This window comes from Vogesella perlucida (assembly GCF_979366545.1).
In genome coordinates, this window is record NZ_CEETRO010000003.1 from 24,626 (window position 1) to 45,474 (window position 20,849).

23 protein-coding genes and 3 tRNA genes are annotated in these 20,849 nt (G+C 61.2%); 13 read left to right on the top strand and 13 right to left on the bottom strand.

Features of this window, described 5'->3' with window-relative positions; translation table 11 throughout:
• Nucleotides 1-2: 2 nt before the first annotated feature.
• On the top strand, nucleotides 3-674 hold the full coding sequence (locus ACZ9XP_RS04875) for a glutathione S-transferase (RefSeq protein ID WP_465188094.1): 672 nt from the start codon (nucleotides 3-5) through the stop codon (nucleotides 672-674).
• Nucleotides 675-819: 145 nt separating this feature from the next.
• On the opposite strand, the gene ACZ9XP_RS04880 is transcribed toward ACZ9XP_RS04875, so the two are convergent.
• The 4 genes from ACZ9XP_RS04880 to cutA form a co-directional block, all read right to left on the bottom strand.
• Nucleotides 820-895, bottom strand: a tRNA-Lys gene (locus ACZ9XP_RS04880).
• Nucleotides 896-912: 17 nt separating this feature from the next.
• Nucleotides 913-988: transfer RNA gene (locus ACZ9XP_RS04885), tRNA-Lys, on the bottom strand.
• Nucleotides 989-1,009: 21 nt separating this feature from the next.
• Nucleotides 1,010-1,085: transfer RNA gene (locus ACZ9XP_RS04890), tRNA-Lys, on the bottom strand.
• A 112-nt stretch (nucleotides 1,086-1,197) separates the two neighbouring features.
• Entirely contained in the window at nucleotides 1,198-1,518 is a 321-nt protein-coding gene (gene cutA, locus ACZ9XP_RS04895; RefSeq protein ID WP_147686705.1) for a divalent-cation tolerance protein CutA, read from the bottom strand.
• A gap of 15 nt (nucleotides 1,519-1,533) precedes the next feature.
• Between cutA and ACZ9XP_RS04900 the strand changes: the two genes are divergently transcribed.
• Nucleotides 1,534-1,995, top strand: coding sequence for an FxsA family protein (locus ACZ9XP_RS04900; protein ID WP_147686703.1), 462 nt, complete (start codon nucleotides 1,534-1,536; stop codon nucleotides 1,993-1,995).
• Here ACZ9XP_RS04900 and ACZ9XP_RS04905 read toward each other — a convergent pair.
• Nucleotides 1,992-2,288, bottom strand: coding sequence for a DUF167 domain-containing protein (locus ACZ9XP_RS04905; protein ID WP_147686701.1), 297 nt, complete (start codon nucleotides 2,286-2,288; stop codon nucleotides 1,992-1,994). The two genes, ACZ9XP_RS04900 and ACZ9XP_RS04905, sit on opposite strands and share 4 nt — an antisense overlap.
• Nucleotides 2,289-2,353: 65 nt before the next feature.
• Here ACZ9XP_RS04905 and ACZ9XP_RS04910 point away from each other — a divergent pair, with 65 nt between their 5' ends.
• From ACZ9XP_RS04910 to ACZ9XP_RS04930, 5 genes are read left to right on the top strand one after another with little or no spacing between them, the layout of a single operon-like run.
• Entirely contained in the window at nucleotides 2,354-2,818 is a 465-nt protein-coding gene (locus tag ACZ9XP_RS04910; protein ID WP_147686698.1) for a Dps family protein, read from the top strand.
• Nucleotides 2,819-2,858: 40 nt separating this feature from the next.
• Nucleotides 2,859-3,584 carry an energy transducer TonB gene (locus tag ACZ9XP_RS04915; RefSeq protein ID WP_170253695.1) on the top strand — a complete coding sequence of 242 codons (726 nt, stop codon included), beginning with the start codon at nucleotides 2,859-2,861 and terminating at the stop codon, nucleotides 3,582-3,584.
• A 28-nt stretch (nucleotides 3,585-3,612) separates the two neighbouring features.
• A complete protein-coding gene (locus tag ACZ9XP_RS04920) occupies nucleotides 3,613-3,981 on the top strand; it encodes a VacJ (protein WP_147686694.1) in 369 nt (122 codons plus the stop codon).
• A 60-nt stretch (nucleotides 3,982-4,041) separates the two neighbouring features.
• Nucleotides 4,042-4,452 (top strand): acyl-CoA thioesterase, encoded by a 411-nt coding sequence (locus tag ACZ9XP_RS04925; protein ID WP_147686692.1) that lies wholly within the window; start codon nucleotides 4,042-4,044, stop codon nucleotides 4,450-4,452.
• Between the two features lie 46 nt (nucleotides 4,453-4,498).
• Nucleotides 4,499-4,987 (top strand): TlpA disulfide reductase family protein, encoded by a 489-nt coding sequence (locus tag ACZ9XP_RS04930; protein ID WP_147686690.1) that lies wholly within the window; start codon nucleotides 4,499-4,501, stop codon nucleotides 4,985-4,987.
• 59 nt (nucleotides 4,988-5,046) lie between these two features.
• Here the strand turns inward: ACZ9XP_RS04930 and ACZ9XP_RS04935 are convergent, their stop codons facing one another.
• The 8 genes from ACZ9XP_RS04935 to def all read right to left on the bottom strand — a co-directional run bounded on the left by ACZ9XP_RS04935 (nucleotide 5,047) and on the right by def (nucleotide 13,588).
• On the bottom strand, nucleotides 5,047-5,808 hold the full coding sequence (locus ACZ9XP_RS04935) for a molybdopterin-synthase adenylyltransferase MoeB (protein ID WP_147686687.1): 762 nt from the start codon (nucleotides 5,806-5,808) through the stop codon (nucleotides 5,047-5,049).
• Nucleotides 5,809-5,869: 61 nt separating this feature from the next.
• Nucleotides 5,870-7,138, bottom strand: coding sequence for a sigma-54-dependent transcriptional regulator (locus ACZ9XP_RS04940; RefSeq protein ID WP_017507290.1), 1,269 nt, complete (start codon nucleotides 7,136-7,138; stop codon nucleotides 5,870-5,872).
• A complete protein-coding gene (locus ACZ9XP_RS04945; RefSeq protein ID WP_465188095.1) occupies nucleotides 7,138-9,282 on the bottom strand; it encodes a sensor histidine kinase in 2,145 nt (714 codons plus the stop codon). The genes ACZ9XP_RS04940 and ACZ9XP_RS04945 overlap by 1 nt, the downstream gene beginning before the upstream one ends.
• Entirely contained in the window at nucleotides 9,249-9,794 is a 546-nt protein-coding gene (locus ACZ9XP_RS04950; protein WP_240803453.1) for a DUF4390 domain-containing protein, read from the bottom strand. Before ACZ9XP_RS04950 ends, ACZ9XP_RS04945 begins: the two co-directional genes overlap by 34 nt.
• Nucleotides 9,795-9,816: 22 nt before the next feature.
• Nucleotides 9,817-11,067, bottom strand: coding sequence for a 16S rRNA (cytosine(967)-C(5))-methyltransferase RsmB (gene rsmB / locus ACZ9XP_RS04955; protein ID WP_147686681.1), 1,251 nt, complete (start codon nucleotides 11,065-11,067; stop codon nucleotides 9,817-9,819).
• Between the two features lie 84 nt (nucleotides 11,068-11,151).
• Nucleotides 11,152-12,009, bottom strand: coding sequence for a zinc metalloprotease HtpX (gene htpX / locus ACZ9XP_RS04960; protein ID WP_147686679.1), 858 nt, complete (start codon nucleotides 12,007-12,009; stop codon nucleotides 11,152-11,154).
• A gap of 54 nt (nucleotides 12,010-12,063) precedes the next feature.
• Complete coding sequence (gene fmt, locus ACZ9XP_RS04965) at nucleotides 12,064-12,984, bottom strand: methionyl-tRNA formyltransferase (protein WP_147686677.1); 921 nt, start codon at nucleotides 12,982-12,984, stop codon at nucleotides 12,064-12,066.
• A 100-nt stretch (nucleotides 12,985-13,084) separates the two neighbouring features.
• Nucleotides 13,085-13,588 carry a peptide deformylase gene (gene def, locus ACZ9XP_RS04970; protein WP_147686675.1) on the bottom strand — a complete coding sequence of 168 codons (504 nt, stop codon included), beginning with the start codon at nucleotides 13,586-13,588 and terminating at the stop codon, nucleotides 13,085-13,087.
• Nucleotides 13,589-13,695: 107 nt separating this feature from the next.
• Between def and ACZ9XP_RS04975 the strand changes: the two genes are divergently transcribed.
• From ACZ9XP_RS04975 to ACZ9XP_RS05000, 6 genes are all read left to right on the top strand, one after another.
• Complete coding sequence (locus tag ACZ9XP_RS04975) at nucleotides 13,696-14,709, top strand: LysM peptidoglycan-binding domain-containing protein (RefSeq protein WP_147686673.1); 1,014 nt, start codon at nucleotides 13,696-13,698, stop codon at nucleotides 14,707-14,709.
• Complete coding sequence (gene dprA / locus ACZ9XP_RS04980; RefSeq protein ID WP_147686671.1) at nucleotides 14,706-15,797, top strand: DNA-processing protein DprA; 1,092 nt, start codon at nucleotides 14,706-14,708, stop codon at nucleotides 15,795-15,797. Before ACZ9XP_RS04975 ends, dprA begins: the two co-directional genes overlap by 4 nt.
• Before the next feature lie 30 nt (nucleotides 15,798-15,827).
• Complete coding sequence (locus ACZ9XP_RS04985) at nucleotides 15,828-16,286, top strand: Smg family protein (protein WP_147686669.1); 459 nt, start codon at nucleotides 15,828-15,830, stop codon at nucleotides 16,284-16,286.
• 134 nt (nucleotides 16,287-16,420) lie between these two features.
• Complete coding sequence (gene topA / locus ACZ9XP_RS04990) at nucleotides 16,421-18,715, top strand: type I DNA topoisomerase (RefSeq protein ID WP_147686666.1); 2,295 nt, start codon at nucleotides 16,421-16,423, stop codon at nucleotides 18,713-18,715.
• 278 nt (nucleotides 18,716-18,993) lie between these two features.
• A complete protein-coding gene (locus ACZ9XP_RS04995; protein WP_147686664.1) occupies nucleotides 18,994-19,368 on the top strand; it encodes a hypothetical protein in 375 nt (124 codons plus the stop codon).
• A gap of 129 nt (nucleotides 19,369-19,497) precedes the next feature.
• Nucleotides 19,498-20,838 (top strand): methyl-accepting chemotaxis protein, encoded by a 1,341-nt coding sequence (locus ACZ9XP_RS05000; RefSeq protein WP_465188096.1) that lies wholly within the window; start codon nucleotides 19,498-19,500, stop codon nucleotides 20,836-20,838.
• The last annotated feature ends 11 nt before the right edge of the window (nucleotides 20,839-20,849 follow it).

Genomic DNA, 20,849 nt, shown 5'->3' on the forward strand with positions numbered 1-20,849 from the left:
CCATGCTCACCCTGCACCACCTGAACAACTCGCGCTCGCAGCGCATCCTGTGGCTGATGGAAGAACTGGCCCTGCCCTACCACATCACCACCTACCAGCGCGACCCGGGCACCCTGCTGGCCCCCGCCGCACTGAAGGCGATTCACCCGCTGGGCAAATCGCCCGTGGTCAGCGATGGCGACATCGTGGTGGCCGAGTCCGGCGCTATCGTGGAATACCTGGTAGACACCTACGACAAGACACACAGCCTGAAGCCGGCGGCCGGCAGCCAGGCCGCTCGCGACTACACCTACTGGCTGCACTATGCCGAAGGCTCGGCCATGCCACCGCTGCTGATGAGCCTGGTCTTCAGCCGCATCAGCAAGCCACCGATGCCGGCACTGTTGCGCCCGCTGGCCCGCATGATCGAAAAAGGCGTGCGCAAAGGCTATATCGACCCGCAGCTGGACATGCACCTGCGCTATATCGACAACCATCTGGCCGGCAGTGGCTGGTTTGCCGGCGACAGCTTCAGCGCCGCCGATGTCCAGATGAGCTTTGTGCTGGAGGCCGCCAACAGCCGCGTGCCCCTGTGCAAGACATTGCCGCATATCCAGGCATTTCTGCAGCGCATCCACGCCCGCCCGGCCTACCAGGAAGCCCTGCTGGCAGGCGGTCAGTACGACTACGCCTGAGCGCCTGCTCAAGGTCTGTTAGCGACAATAACCGCGAGAGACCTTGAACACGCGCCAAGACCTGCGCCTGCGGCCAACCTTGGCTAAGGGCCGCGGCCGAAAACGCAAAAAGCCCAGTCCGAAGACTGGGCTTTTCTGAATTTCTTGGTAGGCCGTGCGGGATTCGAACCTGCGACCAACGGATTAAAAGTCCGCTGCTCTACCAGCTGAGCTAACGACCCGCCGTGTGGCGGTATGATGGTAGGCCGTGCGGGATTCGAACCTGCGACCAACGGATTAAAAGTCCGCTGCTCTACCAGCTGAGCTAACGACCCATCATACATTTTCTCTCGGAGTGGTAGGCCGTGCGGGATTCGAACCTGCGACCAACGGATTAAAAGTCCGCTGCTCTACCAGCTGAGCTAACGACCCGTCCTTGAGAGAAAGCGACTATACCTATCGAAGCCCTGCACGTCAAGCAGTTTCCGTAAAAAAGCCTGAAAACCGCAGAATCCGGAACCTTTATCCACCAGGAATGCCGAAATCATGCCCCTGCAACACTAGCCTGCACCCAGCCCAGATAGGCCGGCAAACCGCATTCTGCTGCCACGGCCACAATTTCTGGTACATCATAGGGGTGGAGTGCTTGGATTCTGGCCTGTAGCCCCTCATATTGGCTAGCAGTGGTCTTGATCAGCAACGGGATTTCACTGGCGGTTTCAATACGCCCCTCCCAGCGATAGACCGACTGGCAGGCCGGCAGGATATTGACACACGCGGCCAAGCCCTCGCCCACCAGCACCGCCGCCATTTGCTGTGCCAGCGCCTCGCCCGGCACATTGCACACTACGATTAACACCTTCATGCGGATATCCGTTTCATGCGTGGATTACTGATACTTTTACTGTTGTACCCGTTTCTGGAAATGTACTCGCTGTTCAGCCTGGCCGACCACATCGGCGGCGGCTGGACGCTAGCCTGGGTCATAGTCACCTTCCTGCTGGGTAGCGCCCTGATGCGCAACAGCAAGCTGGGCGGGCTGCTCACGCTAGCCGGTACGCTGCGCGAGGGCAAGGTGTCGCTGTTTTCGCTACTGTGGCCGCTGCGCGTGATGCTGGCAGGCCTGTTGCTGGCCATTCCCGGCCTGGTAAGCGATGTACTGGCACTGCTGCTGATGCTGCCGTGGAAAGGCCCGAAACTGGCTGACATCGACATGAGCCAGGCCTTCCGCCAACCCGGCGCTCAGCAGCCGGGGCCGGATAATGCGGCCAACGGTGACATTATCGAAGGCGAGTACGAGCACGTAGACCGCAGCACACCCAACGATCGCCGCCTGCACTAGGCATCCGGCAGTAAGCGTGCCAGCGCACTAGCCGCATCCAGCCCGGCAATGGCCACGATCTTGTGCCGGTTGCGCTCGCCGCTCAGCAGCACCACCGACTTGCGCGGCAAGCCCAGATAGCTGGCCAGCCAACGCACCAGCTCGGCATTGGCCTTGCCTTCTACCGGCGGTGCGGCCAACCTGATCTTCAGCGCCTCGCCATGCTCGCCGGCAATCTCGCTCTTGCGTGCGCCGGGCTGGACGTGCAAGGTAAGGCGTACGCCTTCGGGCTGAACGGTTAACCAGGGTTTCATCGGGCGTCTTTACAAAAAGAAGCATTGTAAAACGTATTGTCATCACGTTTCACAGGAGTATCACCATGGATATCGGCATTTCCGAACAAGACCGCGCACGCATCGCAGAAGGCCTGTCGCGCCTGCTGGCCGACAGCTACACGCTGTACCTGAAGACCCACTTCTTCCACTGGAACGTTACCGGCCCCATGTTCCAGACCCTGCACCAGATGTTTGAAACCCAGTACAACGAGCTGGCGCTGGCAGTAGACCAGGTCGCCGAGCGCATCCGCGCCCTGGGCCACGTGGCGCCAGGCAGCTACGGCGATTACGCCCGCCTGACATCGATTAGCGAAAGCCAGGGCGTGCCCAAGGCACAAGACATGATTCGCGAGCTGGTCCAGGCTCACGAGACCGTCTGCCGCACCGCACGTTCGCTATTCCCGCTGGCCGATGCCGCGGCGGATGAGCCCACTGCCGACCTGCTGACCCAGCGTTTGCAGGTACACGAAAAAACAGCCTGGATGCTGCGCAGCCTGCTCGAAAGCTAAGCACGTAGCGGGCATGCTACACTCCGTGCAGGAGTCCGCCATGCCCGCACCTCGCCTTTTTACCCCTGTCCCCGCTGCGGTAGACAGGTCGCTGTTCAAGGTAGCGATACTGATATCGCTCGCCTTGCACCTGCTTTTGCTCGCCAGTGTCGGCGGGCTGATTCCCCCGATCACCTCGCCGGTGTGGCCGCATAGCACCCTGCAGGTGACCGTGCTGAAAACACCCCCGTCTGCCAGGCCCGCGCACGCCGAGCTGCTAGCCCAGCACGACAGCCAGGGCGGTGCCAACCCTGCTGACAACCCCGATCCCCCCGCCGACCCGACACGCACCACACCACAAGCTAGCCTGCGAGCGGCCAACACCGCGCCCGATAGCCAGCAAGACCGCGTCACACCCGTGCACGATAACCGCCAGCAAGCCCGCCTGGGCGCCGCCGCCGTTGGCGTCAGCTGGGCCACCTATGTGGAAGACTGGCGCCGGCGCGTAGAGCGCATCGGCAACCGCCACTACCCGGCTGAAGCGCGTGCGCGCGGCCTGTACGGTAGCCTGGAGCTGGTGGTGACCCTGCGCGATACCGGCGAGCTGATGAATGTGCGTATTGCCCGCAGCTCCGGCAGCCCGCTGCTGGACCAGGCCGCCATCAATATCGTGCGCCTGGGCGCTCCCTATCCGCCCTTCCCCGCCAGGCTGGCACAAGAATACTCATCCCTGGAAGTCGTGCGAAAATGGTCGTTTACCACGGCACACCGGCTGGACGGCAGCTAACCGCCCGCCACTGTAATAAGGAGACACCATGTACGAAGTCAACCGCAGCGTTGCCATCCTCAAACCACGCCAGCCGTTTCTGGACTGGCTGCAAAACCTGCCCGGCAGCCTGGATGGCCAGCTGCAGCTGGCGCAGCTGCGCGCCGACTGCAATGCCCTGCTGATTCCCGCCGCCGACGATTACGAGAGCGCAGAAGACTTTGTCCGCCAGCACTACCGCACCTTGTTTGGCGCCGAGCTAGCTGACTGGTGCGATGACGATGCCTTCTGGCCCGAGCTCACCCCGGCGCTGTTTACCGAATGGTTCGACGTGGAAATCCACTCCGTGCTCACCGACCTGGTAGACAACCCGCTAGAGCGCGAAGCGTTTATCCCGCTAGACCTGGACCATAACTAAAACAGGCTGGCACCCTGCCGCAGCCCACGCTGCGGCCAACCTTTCCACACGAGGGGAAACATGCAGCACATTACCAAAATCAAGGTTCGCGGCTACCACCTGGACCTGTACCAGCACGTGAACAACGCGCGTTATCTGGAGTTTCTGGAAGAAGCGCGCTGGACGTATTTTGAAGAGCGAGCCGACCTGCCGGCTTTCCTGGCATCCGGTATTGCCCTGATTGTGGTGAACATCAATATCGATTACCGTCACCCCGCCACCATGAACGACGAGCTGGCCATTACCACCTCGGTGAAGTCGGTAGGCAACCGCAGCGCCGTCATCCACCAGCGCGTGAGCCTGGAAGGAAGCGACCGCGTGGTGGCAGAAGCCGACGTCACCTTTGTGGCATTTGATGGCCGGCAAAATAAAGCCGTCCCGATTGAAGGCAAAATGCGGGAACTTCTGGAAGGCCTGCAACACCAAGCCTGACCTGACAGGCCGCCACATGGCGGCCTTACCTGATGGATTTAGCACCATGAAGCTCAAGCATACCCTGATGATCCTGGCGCTGGCCGCCACCACCACCCTGACGGGCTGCGCGTTTACCGACGCGGCGCCCGCGGTAAGCTATACCAGCCTGTCCGGCCAGCAGGCCAGTACCGATAGCCTAAAAGGCAAAGTGGTGTTGGTCAATTTCTGGGCCACCAGCTGCAGCGGCTGCATGGCAGAAATGCCCAAAATGGTGGAAACCCACCAGAAATACGCCAAGCAAGGCTACGAGATGGTGGCCGTGGCCATGAGCTACGACCCGCTGAATTACGTGCAGGCCTACGTAAACGATAAAAAACTGCCTTTCTTTGTCACGCTGGACAAAGACGGCAGCATTGCCAAAGCGTATGGTGAAATCCAGCTGACCCCCACCAGCATTCTCATCGACAAGCAGGGCAATATCGTGAAGCGCTATGTGGGCGAGCCAGACTTCAAAGAGCTACACCAGCTGATCGAACAGCAACTGAAGGCCTGATAACGGCCCACAGCCAATAAAAAGCCGCTTCAGACGAAGCGGCTTTTTTTATCTAAGGCCTAACGTTGGCCGCATACCGGGCAGTCCGGGTCGCGCGGCACTTTCAGCTGACGAAAGCTCCCCTCCAGCGCCTCGTACAGCGTCAGCTGCCCCAAGGCCGGGCGGCGGCCGGCCAGCAGCTTGACCGCCTCTACCGCCTGCAGGCTGCCAATCACCCCTACCAGCGGTGCCAGTACGCCGAAAGTGGCGCACGGGCCATCGCTGGCTTCGCCCTCCTCCGGAAACAGGCAGTGGTAACACGGTGACGCCGCGTCGCGCACATCGTATACCGCCAGCTGCCCGCTAAAGCGCACAGCAGCGCCCGACACCAGGGGCACGCGGGCGGCGACACAGGCGCGGTTGATGGCGTGGCGGGTGGTAAAGTTGTCGCTGCAGTCCAGCACCAGGTCGTGTGCGGCCACCTCTGCGGCCAACCTATCGCCGGCCAGGCGCTCGTTCAGCAAGCGCAGCTGTACCTCGGGGTTGATGGCGGCCAGCCGCGCCGCTGCCGATGCCACCTTGGGCTGACCCAGCGTGTGCATATCGTGAATGACCTGGCGCTGCAGGTTGGTCAGCTCCACTGTGTCGTCGTCCACCAGCGTAAGCTGGCCCACCCCGGCACTGGCCAGGTACAGCAGCGCAGGCGCGCCCAGGCCACCCGCCCCCACCACCAGCACACGTGCAGCCAACAAACGCTGCTGGCCTTCGATATCGATTTCGGGCAGCAGGATATGGCGGCTGTAGCGCAGCAGTGCGCTGTCGTTCAGTTCTTTTGTCATCATGTAAAACGGCCGCTTGCGCGGCCGTCCGGGTAGCTCCCGCAGGAGCAGTAAAAAAGCAAACTTACTCTTCGGCCACTTTGCGGCTGAATTTCACGCCCAGCTGTTTGAGCTTGCGGTACAGGTGGGTACGCTCCAGGCCTACCTTCTGCGCCACGCGGCTCATATTGCCGTTTTCCAGCACGATGTGGTACTCGAAGTAGCGGCGTTCCAGCTGTTCGCGCAGTTCGCGCAGCGGCAAGCTGAAATCGAAGCCGGTTTCTTCCACCGGTTTCTCGTGGCGGAACTGCGCCAGCACCTTGTTCACTTCGGCTGCATCGATATCATCCGACTCGGCGGTCAGGCCCAGGCTCTTGATGATGCTGCGCAGCTGCTCCAGATTACCCGGCCACTCATACTGGCGCATGGCATTCAGTGCCGCCGTGGTCAGGCGGCGCGTGGGCATCTGCTTGGACTCGATCAGCTCGTGCAGGATCTGCTCGGCAATGAAGGTGATGTCTTCTGCGTGCTCGCGCAGCGGCGGAATCGGCACAATCACGCTGGACAGCGCGGTCAGCATGCGGTTATCGCATTCCGGGTCTACCAGCAGCTCTTGCAATGGCCGGCTGCAGGAACAGACGAGGCGAACGTTGAAGCGGTCCAGTTTGGACAGCAAAAACAGCAGGCCTTGCTGCGTACGGCGGTTGTACTGGCCGATTTCCGGCAGGAACAATACGCCGTTATTGGCTTTTTGCAGTAGCTCCAGCGGCGCATCGGCCAGCTGTTCCAGCTTGGCTGGCGTCACCCACGGGGTATTGCCGTGGTGGAAAAACCTGGCGACCAGCTCGAAACCCACCCCTGCCTCACCGGTAAGCAATACCGGGGACTTCACTTTGGAAACGCGCTCCAGTTGGCGCTTCAGCTCGTGAATGGGTGCACTCTTACCCAGTTTGTCCAGGTTTAGCGAGGTATTGGCTTGCATGTCGCCATACTTCAGCGCGCGCTGCACCGTGGTGAGCAGTTTCTGTAATGCAATCGGCTTTTCGAGAAAATCGAAAGCACCGATACGGGTCGCTTCAACGGCCGTGTCGATGCTGGCATGGCCAGACATCATCACTACCGGCATATTGAGCTGCCCGGATTTGGCCCACTCCTTCAGCAAGGTAACGCCATCACAATCGGGCATCCAGATATCCAGCAGCACGAGGGCTGGGCGTGTCTGGTTCCGCAATTGGCGGGCAACTTCGGCATTCTCGGCCAGGGCGACGGTAAAGCCTTCGTCCTGCAAGATTTCCGAGAGTAACTCCCGGATACCGATCTCGTCATCAACAATCAGAATATCGCTGCTTCGCATTAAGCCTCCAGCAATGGCAGGGTGAGATGGATCCGCGCACCGCCACTGTCTGCATTGGCCAGATGAATCTGGCCGTGGTGTTCCTCCACTATTTTTTTCACCACCGCAAGGCCCAGGCCGGTCCCTTTCGCTTTACTGGTTACGTAAGGCTCAAAGGCACGTGGCAGTATGTCTGCACTGAACCCGGCGCCGTTGTCTTGTACACAGACGAGCGCGTTCCTTCCTTCTAGTCGGCTGCTAATTTGAATCATCGGGATGCTAGCGTCAAGGACTGCATCTTGCGCGTTCTGCAGCAGGTTATGCAAAACCTGGCGCAAAAGCGCGGCATCACCCATAAACGGCAAGGGTTCCAGACTCAAATCCACTCTCAGGGCAGGGTTGCTTTCGTAGAGAATCAATACCTCTCGCACCAGCTCATTCAGGTCCAGCGGCACCAGTTTTGTCCTGGGCGCGCGGGCGTAGTCCCGGAATGCATCCACCATGCCTTTCAAGGCCGTTACCTGTTTGACGATGGTATCGGTGGCACGCCGCAGCATCTCCGCATCGCTGCCTTCGAGCTTGTCGGCCAGTTTCATGGCCAGGCGCTCGGCAGAGAGCTGTATCGGCGTGAGCGGGTTACGGATTTCGTGTGCCAGCCGCTTGGCCACCTCGCCCCAGGCGGCGTCACGTTGGGCGCGCGCCAGCTCGGTAATATCGTCAAACACCACAACATAGCCGGTAGCGGACTGCTCTGGCAATACCGCCCCCCGTGCAACCAGCTGGCGACTACCCTGCGAACCCAGGTAATCCACCTGCTGCTGCCAGTCGTGCGGGCTAATGTTGGCCGCTTCGCGCAGGATGGTATCCACCAGCGGTGACAGCTCCGGGCGCAGTGCCGGCCATACCTGGATCTCGTGCGCGGCCAGCTCGGCAAAGTCCACCCCCAGGATACGGCCGGCACTGGTGTTGGCCGCACGCAGGTTCCAGTTGCTGTCAAACGCCATCACACCGGCGGACAGGTTGGCCAGAATGCTTTCCAGATAAAGTTTGCTGGATTCCAGCAAACGCCGGCTTTCATCGGCGGTATGCCGTGCCTCGTCCAGCTGCTGGGTCATGCGGTTGAACATGGTGGTGAGAATGCCCAGCTCATCCTTGCGGTACACAGGGTGGCGCTTGGAGAAGTCACCCTGCGCCACTGCGCGGGTACCTGCGGCCAACTCGGACAGGGGTGCGGACAGGCGCTCGGAAATGAACAGCGCAAAGGCCAGTGCTGCGGTGAGCGCCAGCAGAAAAACCAGCGCCAGGGTCAGCATGTAAAACGTTTTGAGCCCATCCCGCGCCAGCACCAGCTGGCGGTAATCGGTGCGCGCGTCCTCGATCAGCTCGGCATCGCGGGCAATATCAGCCGGGGCGGGCTGGATAACCTGCAGGATCAGCTGCTCGCCGGTGATGTAGCTGCGATAGGGCATCAGCACTTTCAGCAGCAGGCCGCTACGGGCGTCGTTGTCGATGCTCTCGTGGGTCTTGCGCCCTTGCAGTGAACGCAACAGCTCGTAGTCAGGCGCACGTGGCAGGTAGCGGGTATCGTCCGGGCCGGCAAAGCTCACCAGTTGGCCCTGACGGGTGTACACCGCCACTTCTTCTACGCCCAGCTGCTCACGCAGGCGGGATAGCCGGCTATTGAGCTCGCGCTCGCGCTGGTCGGCCACGTCCAGCGCAATCACGCGGGCCTTGCGCGATACATCGGTGAGCACATAGCCCAGCGCGTTTTTACCCAGCTCCAGTCCGCGATCCAGTGCGCTTTCTACCTGTACGTTGAACCAGCTTTCGATACTGCGCGTCAGGAACTGGGCCGAGACGGTAAACACCAGCATGCCCGGCAGCAGGGCCACCACGGCAAACATCACCACCATTTTCTGCGTGAGCTTGGCACCGAATTCACGGCTTTTCACCCGGCGACGCAGGCGCAGCAGCTGGCGCACTACCACACCGAGCAGGCCCAACAAGCCCAGTACGTTCAGGCCGAATACCCACCAGTAGTATTCGGCCAGTTTGGACGTATTGCCGGTAGAAATAGCCAGCAGGTAGAGCATGACGACACCCAGTGCCGCCGCAATCACCGGATAGCGCATCAGTTTGTTACCTCGGGCGCAACGGTTACCCATTCGGACTCGAGCTTCCAGTCTCGCGAGCCCAGTGCGTTCAGTTGGAAGGGTCTGGGCAGCTGGCTGATATCCAGCTCCAGCCGCACCCGGCCACGCAGATCACGCTGGCTGTCACTGCCCAGGCCGGATACGTCCATGACGCGCCAGCCGGCAATACTGCCTACGGCAGACAAGGCTTCGTTCAAGGAGCCGTAATTGCTGGCCAAACCGCCAATGGCCACCCGGTAACGGTTAGTCAACCGGTAGTAAACCAGCTTGAAGCTAAGGGTGGCAGTAGGCTCGAAAAAGGTCTTGAGTTGCAGCCACCAGGCCGAGGTGCGCGGCCGGGTCAGCTCGAAGGTAAGCTGGAAGGTCAGCGGCACGCCCTGCTGCAAGGCGTCTTGCAGCGGTGGCGGCAGCGTGGTCTGGTAGCGGGTGGAGATTTCGAGGGCACCCTCTTCGATGTTGGCCGCCAGACGGCGCACCACAATGCCCTCTGCTGCCTGCGCAGGCAGCGCAGACAGCAGGCACACGATAAAAATGCCTAGCGCAAGGCTAAACCTTTTTAACCAGCAGGGCGTAGTAGAAGCCGTCATGTTCCGAGGTAGGCAGCAATTGTTCGTCTTTCAACAGTTTCGCATCGCCATGACGCTTGAGGAAAGCATCGACTTGCTGGCGGTTTTCCTCCGGCATGATGGAACACGTGGCATACAGCAGCTTGCCACCTGCGGCCAACGTTGGCCACAGTGCATCCACCATGGCGGCCTGTTGTTTGCCTAGTGCGGCAAAGTCATCCGGGCGACGCAGCCACTTGATATCCGGGTGGCGGCGCACCACACCGCTGGCCGAGCAAGGCACGTCTGCGAGGATGCGGTCGAAGGGCTGGCCGTCCCACCAGGTTTCCGGCTTGGCGGCATCGGCGGCTTTCAATGTGGCAGAAAGGCCAAGGCGCTGCAGGTTGTCTTCCACGCGCTGCAGGCGCTCGGCATCGACATCCAGCGCCACCAGCTTGGCCTGGGCCAGCTCCAGGATATGGCCGGTCTTGCCACCCGGTGCCGCGCAAGCGTCCAGCACGCGCATGCCGTCGGCGACATCCAGCAGCAAGGCGGCTTTTTGCGCACCAAAGTCCTGTACCGACACCACGCCTTCGGCAAAGCCCGGCAGATCACGCACATTGCACGGCGCGTCCAGCAGCACCGCCTGGCCTTTGATGACACGGGCCTTGATGTCTTTTGCGGCCAACTGCGCCACGTAGTCTTCGGCGCTGAGTTTGCCGGCGTTCACGCGCAGCGTCATGGGCGGGCGGCGGTTGGACATCTCCAGCACCGAGGCCCACTGCGTAGGGTAGGCGGCACGCAGGCGCTGCACCCACCAGCGCGGGTGGTTGTAGCGTGCTTCGTTATCGCGGCCGGCGTCGGCCAGCAGGTTGTCTTTATTACGCAGGAAGTTACGCAGCGTGCCGTTGACCAGGCCTTTCAGGCGGCCCATGGCGATGTCTTCTGCGCAGCGCACCGCCTGGTCTACCACGGCGTAGGGCGCGGCGCGGGTGTGCGCCAGCTGGTACAGCGCTACCAGCAGCAGGCGCTCGATATCGTCGGAAGGCAGGCGCTTGGGCACCAGCTCGCGCAGGATAAAGCGCAGCTGACCCAGATGGCGCAGGGTGCCGTAGCCGATGTCCTGCAGCGCGCCGCGCTCGCCAGCGCTGAGCTCGGTACTGCGCTGGGCGGCCGCCAGTGCTTCGGTGAGGGTACGGCCTTCTTCGACACGCGCGATCAAACCCGCGGCCAGTTCCTGAATACGATGCATGCTGTTTGGGTCTTTCCAATAAAACCGGCCACCGCCCGGTTGGGCGGTGGCCGCAAATCAAATTTAAGGCCGAATGATACCGTTTCACGCGCCGCCGCGGGCAATCTCCTGCAGGCGGGCGATACGTTCTTCGGTGTGCGGGTGGGTGCGGAACAGGCTGCTGATGCCACCACCACCGGATAAGGGGTTGATGATCATCATCTGCGCAGTCTCCGGGTGGGCCTCGGCCGCGGGCATGGTGCGGTACTGGGCGTAATACTCGATCTTCTGCAAGGCGGCGGCCAACGCTAGCGGGTCGCCACTGATTTCGGCACCGCCACGGTCGGCTTCAAACTCGCGCGCACGGGAAATGGCCATCTGGATCAGGCTGGCGGCCAGCGGTGCCAGCAGCGCCACGGCGATGCCCGCGATGGGGTTCACCGGCCGGCCGTCTTCGTCGCGCCCACCAAAAAACATGGCAAAGTTGGCCAGCGCCGAAATGGCACCGGCCATGGTAGCGCTCACGGTAGAAATCAGCGTGTCGCGGTGCTTCACATGCGCCAGCTCGTGCGCCATCACGCCGCGCAGCTCGCGGTAGTCCAGCATGCGCATGATGCCGGTGGTGGCCGCCACAGCGGCGTGCTCGGGGTTGCGCCCGGTAGCAAAGGCATTGGGCTGCTCTTCGTGAATCACGTACACGCGCGGCATGGGCATATTGGCGCGCTGCGCCAGCTCGGCCACCATGCCGTACAGCTCGGGGGCAGATTGCGCATCCACCAGCTGGGCGTTGTACATACGCAACACCATCTGGTCGGAGTTCCAGTAGGCGTACACGTTCATGCCCCCGCCCAGCAGCAGGGCAATCAGCATGCCGGCCTTGCCGCCGATCATGCCGCCTATCATCACGAACAGCGCCAGGATGGCCGCCATCAACAGCGTGGTCTTGAACCAGTTAAAGCCCATGTCTTGCTCCTTTCAGGCGTTCTTTACTGACTATGAGGGCGGCCAGCCGGCAACTCAAGCACCCAGTACAGCGCCTGCCAGTGCCGGGCGGCCGGCAATAAAGTCGCGTGCGGCCAACCTTTTGCCACCGGCGGCCTGCAGTTGCGTTAATACAACAAGCCCGTGGCCGCAGCCCACGACCACACCTTCTGCATCGGCGCGCACCACCTGCCCTGCCGGTGCCTGGCCGTCGATGGCGTGAGCGTGCCATAGCTTGAGCGCCTCGCCCGCCAGCAGGGTATGCGCCCCGGGGGCCGGGTTGTAGGCGCGAATAGCGCGGGCGATGTCGGCGGCTGGCAGCTGCCAATCGACGCGGGCTTCCTCTTTGGTGAGCTTGGCGGCGTAGGTAACACCGGCCTCCGGCTGTTTGACGGCTGGGCAGGCATCCAGTGCCGCCAGCGTACTCACAATAGCCTCGGCACCCAGTGCGGCCAACTTGTCGTGCAGGCTGGCGGCGCTGTCGTCTGCGGCGATAGGCAACGGGTGGACCGACAGCATGTCGCCGGTGTCCAGGCCTACGTCCATCTGCATGATGGTGATGCCGGTTTCCGCGTCACCCGCCAGGATGGCGCGCTGGATAGGCGCGGCACCGCGCCAGCGCGGCAACAGCGAGGCGTGGATATTCAGGCAGCCGCGGGCGGGCATGTCCAGCACGGCTTTGGGTAGCAGCAGGCCGTAGGCTGCCACCACCATCACCTCGGCGCCCACCTCGGCCACCAATGCCTGCGCCTCGGGGGTTTTCAGCGTCAGCGGCTGCGCCACGCGCAGGCCGTGCTGCAATGCCAGCTCTTTTACCGGGCTGGGCTTGAGCTTCATGCCGCGCCCTGCCGGGCGGTCTGGCTGGGTAAGCACCAGGGGAATCTCGTGGCCGGCGTCAATCAGCGCCTGCAGCGCCTGGGCAGCAAAAACCGGCGTACCGGCAAATATCAGTTTCATCGGGTGTCTTTCCTGGCAGCGTGGCCTGGGCCAGCGCTAAAAAGCCAAAGGGCACGCTTGCGTGCCCCGATCCACTACAGCAGCAAGAGGCTGCAGCAGCTTACATGTTTTGTTTTTCGCGCTTTTTCAGCTTGGTCTTGATACGGCTTTGCTTCATCTCGGACAGGTATTCCACGAACACCTTGCCGTCCAGATGATCGACCTCGTGCTGCAGGCAGATGGCCAGCAGGCCGTCGGCCTCCAGCTCGAAAAACTCGCCCTTGGCGTTCTGGGCACGCAGCTTTACACGCTCGGCACGGGTCACTTTGTCGTACACGCCAGGCACCGACAGGCAGCCTTCTTCGTACACGGTTTCGCCGTCTTTTTGCAGGAACTCGGGGTTGATCACCACCAGCGGCTGGCTTTTGTCTTCCGACACATCGATCACCAGCAGGCGGTAGTGATAGTTCACTTGCGTGGCGGCCAGGCCGATACCTTTGGCCTCGTGCATGGTTTCGAACATATCATCGACCTGCTTTTGCAGCGCCGCGTCGAAGAGGGTGACCGGGGCGGCTACCTTGTGCAGGCGCGGGTCCGGGTAGTGCAGGATGTTAAGCAGTGCCATGATTCAAACAGATTTCCAGTTGTGGGATGGCGGCAGCCAGAACGATAATGTTGCCAGCATCCGGTTAGCCTTTTTCTCAAGTGCCGGTCAAATGGGGTCACTTTCTGATGTTTAAACCTATTATATCGCTACTCATTGCCATTGGCCTGTCTGCACCGGCTTACGCCGACACACTGGTGCTGCGCGAGGGCGCACCGCAACGCTACGTGGTCAAGAAGGGCGATACCCTGTGGGATATTTCGGCCCGCTACCTGAAGTCTCCCTGGAAGTGGCCACAGTTGTGGCGCCTGAACCGCGACGAGGTCAAGAACCCCCACCTGATCTACCCCGGTGAAACCCTGGTATTGGACATGATAGACGGCGAACCGGTTCTGCGCCGCGAGGGGAATCGTGTGGTGAAGTTGTCACCCCAGATTCGCAGCCAGTCGCTGGATGCCGCGATCAGCACCATCCCGGCCCGCATGATCGAGCCCTTCCTGAAGCGCCCGCTGCTGCTGGACGACCTGTCCAGCTACAACAACGCGCCACGCATCATTGCCGGCCAGGACAACCGGGTGATCCTGTCGACAACCGATGTCGCCTACGGGCAGGGCCTGGATGCCGGTGGCACCTGGCAAGCATACCGCCTGGGCCGCACCATTACCGACCCGGACACCAAAGAAGTGCTGGGCCATGAAGTCACCTATGGCGGCGAGCTGACAGTGAGCAAGCTGGACACCATCAGCACCCTGATGGTGGGTAAAGTGGCAGAAGAAGTCCTGGTAGGCGACCGCCTCATGAAAGCCAGCCAGTTCACCGTACCGCAATATTCCCCGCACGAAGCACCGGCAGCGCTCGAAGGCCGTGTGGTCAGCGCCTACAACGGCGTGAACGAAATCGGCCAGAATTATAATGTAATGATCAACCGCGGCCTGCGCGACGGGGTAGAAATAGGCCACGTCTTCGGCATCTACCGTGCGCCGCGCAGCGTACAGATTGCGCCCAAGCAACACGCGTTGCTGCCTACCCAGCAAGTGGGCCGCCTGATCGTCTACCGCGTCTTCAACAAGGCTTCCTACGCCCTGGTGGTCGATGCCACCCAGCCTGTCATCGTGGGCGACCGCATCGCCCAGCCCGAATGAGTTACAGCCTGCAAGACTGGGCCACGCTGGCACTGTCGCCCGGCATTGGCCCGCAGCGTTTTTTGCAGCTTCTGCAGCGCTTTGGCAGCGCCAGCGCCGTACTGGCGGCCAACCGTAGCCAGCTAGCCGGCGTACTGGAAGGCGAGGCGCTGGATGCGCTGGGCGGCGATATCGCCCGCCAGAGCGCCGCCGATGCCCTGGCCTGGGCACAGCAGCCTGGCTGCAGCCTGCTCACCCTGAATGACCCGGACTACCCCTGCCAGCTGGCCGAGGCCGGTGCCGCCCCGCCACTGCTGTTTGCCCGCGGCCAGCGAGCCCTGCTCGCCACACCGATGCTGGCCATCGTGGGCAGCCGCAACGCCACCCCGCAGGGCGAAGATAACGCCCGCACCTTTGCCAAAAGGTTGGCCGCACAGGGCTACACCATCGTCAGCGGCCTGGCCGGCGGCATAGACGCCGCCGCCCACGAAGGCGCCCTGGCCGCCGGCGGCGGCACCATTGCCATCATCGGCACCGGCATAGACCGCGTGTACCCGGCCAGCAACCGCAAGCTGGCGCACCAGATCGCCGAGCAGGGCCTGATTTTGTCCGAGTTTGCGCTGGGCATGGGCCCGCTGGCGCAACACTTCCCACGCCGTAACCGCATCATTGCCGGCCTGTGCCGTGGTTGCCTGGTGGTGGAGGCTACCCTGCAAAGCGGCTCGCTGATCACCGCCCGCCTGTCGCTGGAAGCCGGGCGCGAAGTCATGGCCATACCCGGCTCCATCCTGAACCCGCAGGCCCGCGGCTGCCACCGCCTGATCAAGGACGGTGCGCGGCTGGTGGAAACGGTAGACGACGTACTGGACGAAATCGGCAAGCCATCCGCCCCGCTGCCTGACAACGCCGCAGCAGCAGAACCCGCCCTCACCCAGGGCCCCGATATTCTGCAGGCCATGGGATACGACCCGGTAGACGCCGACACCCTTGCCAGCCGGCTCGGGTTGACGGCGGGGGACGTTTACGCGATGCTTCTTGAGCTCGAACTACTGGGCCATGTCGACAGCATGCAAGGCGGGCGCTACCAGCGCCGAGCCGATGCCCACTAGCCAACCCCTACAAGTGACTGATTCCTATAGATGTTTGACGTTCTCGCCTTTTTGCTAGAAGAATTCAATGACCCCGATCATTGCCCCGCCCGTGATGATCTGGGGCGCCAGCTCGCCGCAGCAGGTTTCGAAAATGAGGAAATCAGCGACGCACTGGACTGGCTTGACGGCCTGAACGAGCTGAATGAAGGTGCCTATCTGGGTGCCAACGAAGGCAGTGGCATGCGTGTTTTTCACGAGTACGAAATCTCGCGCCTGCCCAGTGATGTACGCGGCCTGATTGTGTTTCTGGAACACAATGGCGCCCTGTCACCCGCCCAGCGAGAAATGCTGATCGACCGGCTGCTGGTCATGCCGGACGACGAAATTACCCTGCCAACAGCCAAACTGGCCGCGCTGATGGTACTGTGGGCACAACGCGCAGAGCTGCCGGTGCTGGTAGGTGAAGACCTGCTCAGCGCCCTGCACGGCGAACCCACCATGCAATAAGCACACACTGCGCGCCATCAAGGTTGGCCGCAGTGTCAGGATTCGACAAGAGCGCAAAACCTTGCGCTCTTGTTTTGTTTGATGAATACACAATATGTCGCGCCCCATGGCGTGCTACTGAAAACAAAGCAGACATGCCCTCCAGTCTCCTGATCGTCGAATCGCCCTCCAAGGCGAAAACGCTGAAAAAATACCTGGGCCCGGACTTTGAAGTCCTGGCTTCCTACGGCCACGTGCGCGACCTGGTACCGAAAAATGGTGCCGTGGACCCGGAAAAAGACTTCGCCATGAAGTACCAGCTGATTGCGCGCAACAGCAAACACGTGGACGCCATCGTCGAAGCCGTGGGCAAGGTAGACCATGTCTATCTGGCAACGGATCCGGACCGCGAAGGCGAAGCCATTTCCTGGCACCTGGTAGAAATCCTCAACAAGAAAAAACTGTTGAAGGACAAAACCGCCCAGCGCGTGGTGTTCCACGAGATCACCAAGAACGCGGTACTGGAAGCCATTGCCAACCCGCGCGACATCGCACAAGACCTGGTAGACGCCCAGCAGGCCCGCCGCGCACTGGACTATCTGGTAGGTTTCAACCTGTCCCCGCTACTGTGGAAGAAAATCCGCCGCGGCCTGTCCGCCGGCCGCGTACAAAGCCCGGCGCTGCGCCTGATCTGCGAACGCGAAAACGAGATCAAGGCCTTTGTTGAGCAGGAGTACTGGACCGTACACCTGGACAGCCACAAGAGCCGGACCAAGTTCAGCGCCAAGCTCACCCAGTTTGCCGGTAAAAAGCTGGAACAATTCGATGTGCCCAACGAAGCGGAGCAAAGCCGCATCCTGGGCTTGCTGGCCGGCCATGCGGCCAACGTCACCAGCATCGAAAAGAAAAAGAAATCGCGCAGCCCTGCCGCGCCGTTCACCACGTCCACCCTGCAGCAAGAAGCCGTGCGCAAGCTGGGCATGACCACCGACCGCACCATGCGTACGGCACAGCAGCTATACGAAGGTATCGACATCGGCCAGGGCACGGTGGGCCTGATTACCTATATGCGTACCGACTCGGTGGCACTGGCCAATGAAGCGGTAGAAGAAATCCGCGGCTACATTGCCGAGCGTTTCGACGCCGAGCACTTGCCCAAAAACGCTGTCAGCTACAAGAACAAGTCCAAGAATGCCCAGGAAGCGCACGAGGCCATCCGCCCGACGTCCATCCTGCGCACGCCGGAATCGGTAAAGCCGTTCCTGACCACCGACCAGTTCAAACTGTACGACATGGTATGGAAGCGCACCCTGGCCTGCCAGATGGCGCCGGCACGCTTTGACACCACCAGCATCGATATCGCCGTAGGCGACGGCATCTTCCGCGCCAGCGGCCAGGTACAGGTATTTGCCGGCTTCCTGTCGGTGTACGAAGAAGACGTAGACGACGCCGAAGACGAAGAAAACGCCAAGCTGCCGCTGCTGACCGAAGGCGAAACCCTGCCGGTAGACAAGCTGTACGGCGACCAACACTTTACCCAGCCGCCGCCACGCTTCTCGGAAGCCAGCCTGGTTAAAGCGCTGGAAGAATTCGGCATCGGCCGCCCGTCCACCTACGCCAGCATCATCTCCACGCTGAAAGACCGCGAATACGTCATCATCGACAAAAAGCGCTTCTTCCCTACCGATACCGGCGACATCGTTAACAAGTTCCTGACCGAGCACTTTGCTCAGTACGTGGACTACAACTTTACCGCCAAGCTGGAAAACCAGCTGGATGAAATCGCCAGTGGCAGCCGCCAGTGGGTGCCGGTGATGGATAGCTTCTGGAAGGGATTTTCCAAGCAGATCACCGAAAAAGAAGGCATTTCGCGCGCAGAAGTCACCACCGAAAGCCTGGACGAAGCCTGCCCGAAATGCAGCAAACCGCTGTCGATCAAGTTTGGTAAACGCGGCCGTTTCATCGCCTGCACCGGCTACCCGGACTGCGACTACACCCGCAACGTGGGTGAAACCGCCGAGCAGGCAGCGGCAGAAGCCGAAGCGCCTACCGTGATCGAAGACCGCACCTGCCCGGAATGCGGCGGCGAGCTGCACATCAAAAAAGGCCGCTTCGGCAAATTCATTGGCTGCGCCAACTACCCCAAGTGCAAGCACATCGAGCCACTGGAAAAGCCACGCGATACCGGCGTACAGTGCCCGGAATGCAAGACCGGCAGCCTGATCGAACGCAAGAGCCGCTACGGCAAGCTGTTCTACAGCTGCAACACCTACCCCAAGTGCAAGTACGCCACCTGGAACCCGCCGATTGCCGAGCCTTGCCCCAAATGCAACTGGCCGATCCTGACGCTAAAGACCACCAAGCGTCGCGGTACAGAGAAAGTATGCCCGCAGAAAGAATGCGGCTACGCCGAGCAGATCGCCCCGCCGGAAGGCAAAGCGGAAGCCTGATTCACCGCCACACAAAAGCCAGCCTGCGGGCTGGCTTTTTTTATGTCTGGCTACCCGCACTTCACGCAAAACTCATCATGTGGTGGCTGATTTCACGCAAAAATCATGTAAAAAAGCCACTAAGCTTCAACTCTAGCCGCCCGCCTGTGGCCAGCAGGCCACGCAAACACCTACCGTGTTTGCCAGACGGACAGCCCCTCCGGGCCATGCATCGCCCTGCTGCGCTGCATGACATGGCAAACCTGCACCTCTAGCCGGGTGCGCTGCGGACACTCAGCATGAACAGCCAATTTTTTCTGACCGGCAGCAGCGTGCTGACCGTGGTGTTTGCCATCGGAGGCGCCTGGCCATTACTGGCACTGTCGTTTCTGGTAATGATGATCGGGATCTGGCTGGCTGAGCGTGAGCAGATCGCCGCCCAAGCTCCGGATACGCTGGCCATGTTCGTGCAAGACGACCGCCCGCTACTGCCGCTAGATTACTTTCAGGGAAAACAATTGCTCTGGTACCAGGCTGGCACCCCGGTTTACCGCCTCCTGCAAACACACGATACCACCTGGGAACTGGTCGGGAATGAGGGCGAGGTACCTTTCGAACATGGCATGATCCGGGTCGTACCCGGGCTGCTGTACCGGCCACGCGCCGATAGCTGAACACAGGCGGCTAGCGCCTACGTTCAGCGACACCATTAGCCAGCGTTTTAAAGATATGCATAGTGCCTTCTCATAATGAAGCCTGCATGCCCACACGGCAGCAGCGCCCACATTACACAGGAGAGCACCATGTTCGGTCTGGAATTCAGCAAACGCAGCCGGCAGCGGCTGGATGCTTTTATATCTGCGGTAGAAAGCACGATAGGCGACCACCCACCCGCGGGCAGTGAAGACAGCAGAGAACGCATTATCAGCGTGCTCTCCACGCTGCAAGCCAGAATGGCAACCTTGCAGCAGCTTGATCAAGCCCTGAGCGAAGCACAGCGCGATGCCGCTGCAGATAAAGCCCGCAACCTGGCTGACAGGCAAAACCTGGCCGACCGGCTGGAGCTGATGCAACGTGCGACGGCAGATGGCCTGTGGGATATGGAAATCAACCCGGCGCAACCCATTCATGAGCACTATCCGTTCTGGTGGTCGCCCGCCTTCCGGCATTTGCTGGGCTTTGACTCGGAAAACGAATTCCCCAATACGCTGGGCAGCTGGTCGTCACGCCTGCACCCGGAAGACAAAGAGCGCACCCTGGCCGCCTTCAGCCGCCATCTGAACGACCATACCGGTGCCACACCTTACGATATTACCTACCGGCTGATGCTGAAAAACGGCACCTACCGCTGGTTCCGCGCCCGCGGCGAAACCAAACGCGACGCGCAAGGCCAGCCATTGCGCGTGGCGGGGGCGCTAACCGACATTCAGGCGATACGTGATCAGGAACAGGCACTGCACACCACACTCACTCGCTTTGAGCTGGCCACCGAAATGCTGTCTGACGGGCTGTGGGACATGGAGGTCATCGCAGGCGACCCGGTCAATGCGGCCAACCCTTTCTGGTGGTCGGACCAGTTCCGCTATCTGCTGGGCTATCAGGATGAAAACGATTTCCCCAATGTGCTGGATAGCTGGGCATCCCGGCTGCACCCGGAAGACCGCGACCGTGTGGTAACGGCATTCAAGGCTCATCTGATAGACCGTAGCGGCCATACCCCTTATGACATTACTTACCGGCTTATGCTCAAAAACGGGGAATATCGCTGGTTTCGCGCCAAAGGCCAGACCCGGCGCGCAGCAGATGGCACCCCCCTGCGCGTAGTGGGTGCACTGACCGATATCGACGCCAGTAAAACACAGGAACAACTACGCCAGCGCGAGCTGACACACCAGCAGCGCATGACTGAGAACTATCAGAAAGTGACCGGCCTGGTCAGCATCATCCGCGATATCTCCGAGCAAACCAATCTGCTGGCACTCAACGCCGCCATCGAGGCCGCCCGCGTGGGCGAAGCCGGGCGTGGCTTTGCCGTGGTTGCCGACGAAGTACGCAAACTGGCCGAGCGTACGCAGCAAGCCACCAGCCATATTGCCGAACTATCTATCGGCACGCTGACAAACGAAACCACCAGCCCACCGTAGTCATGCACCCT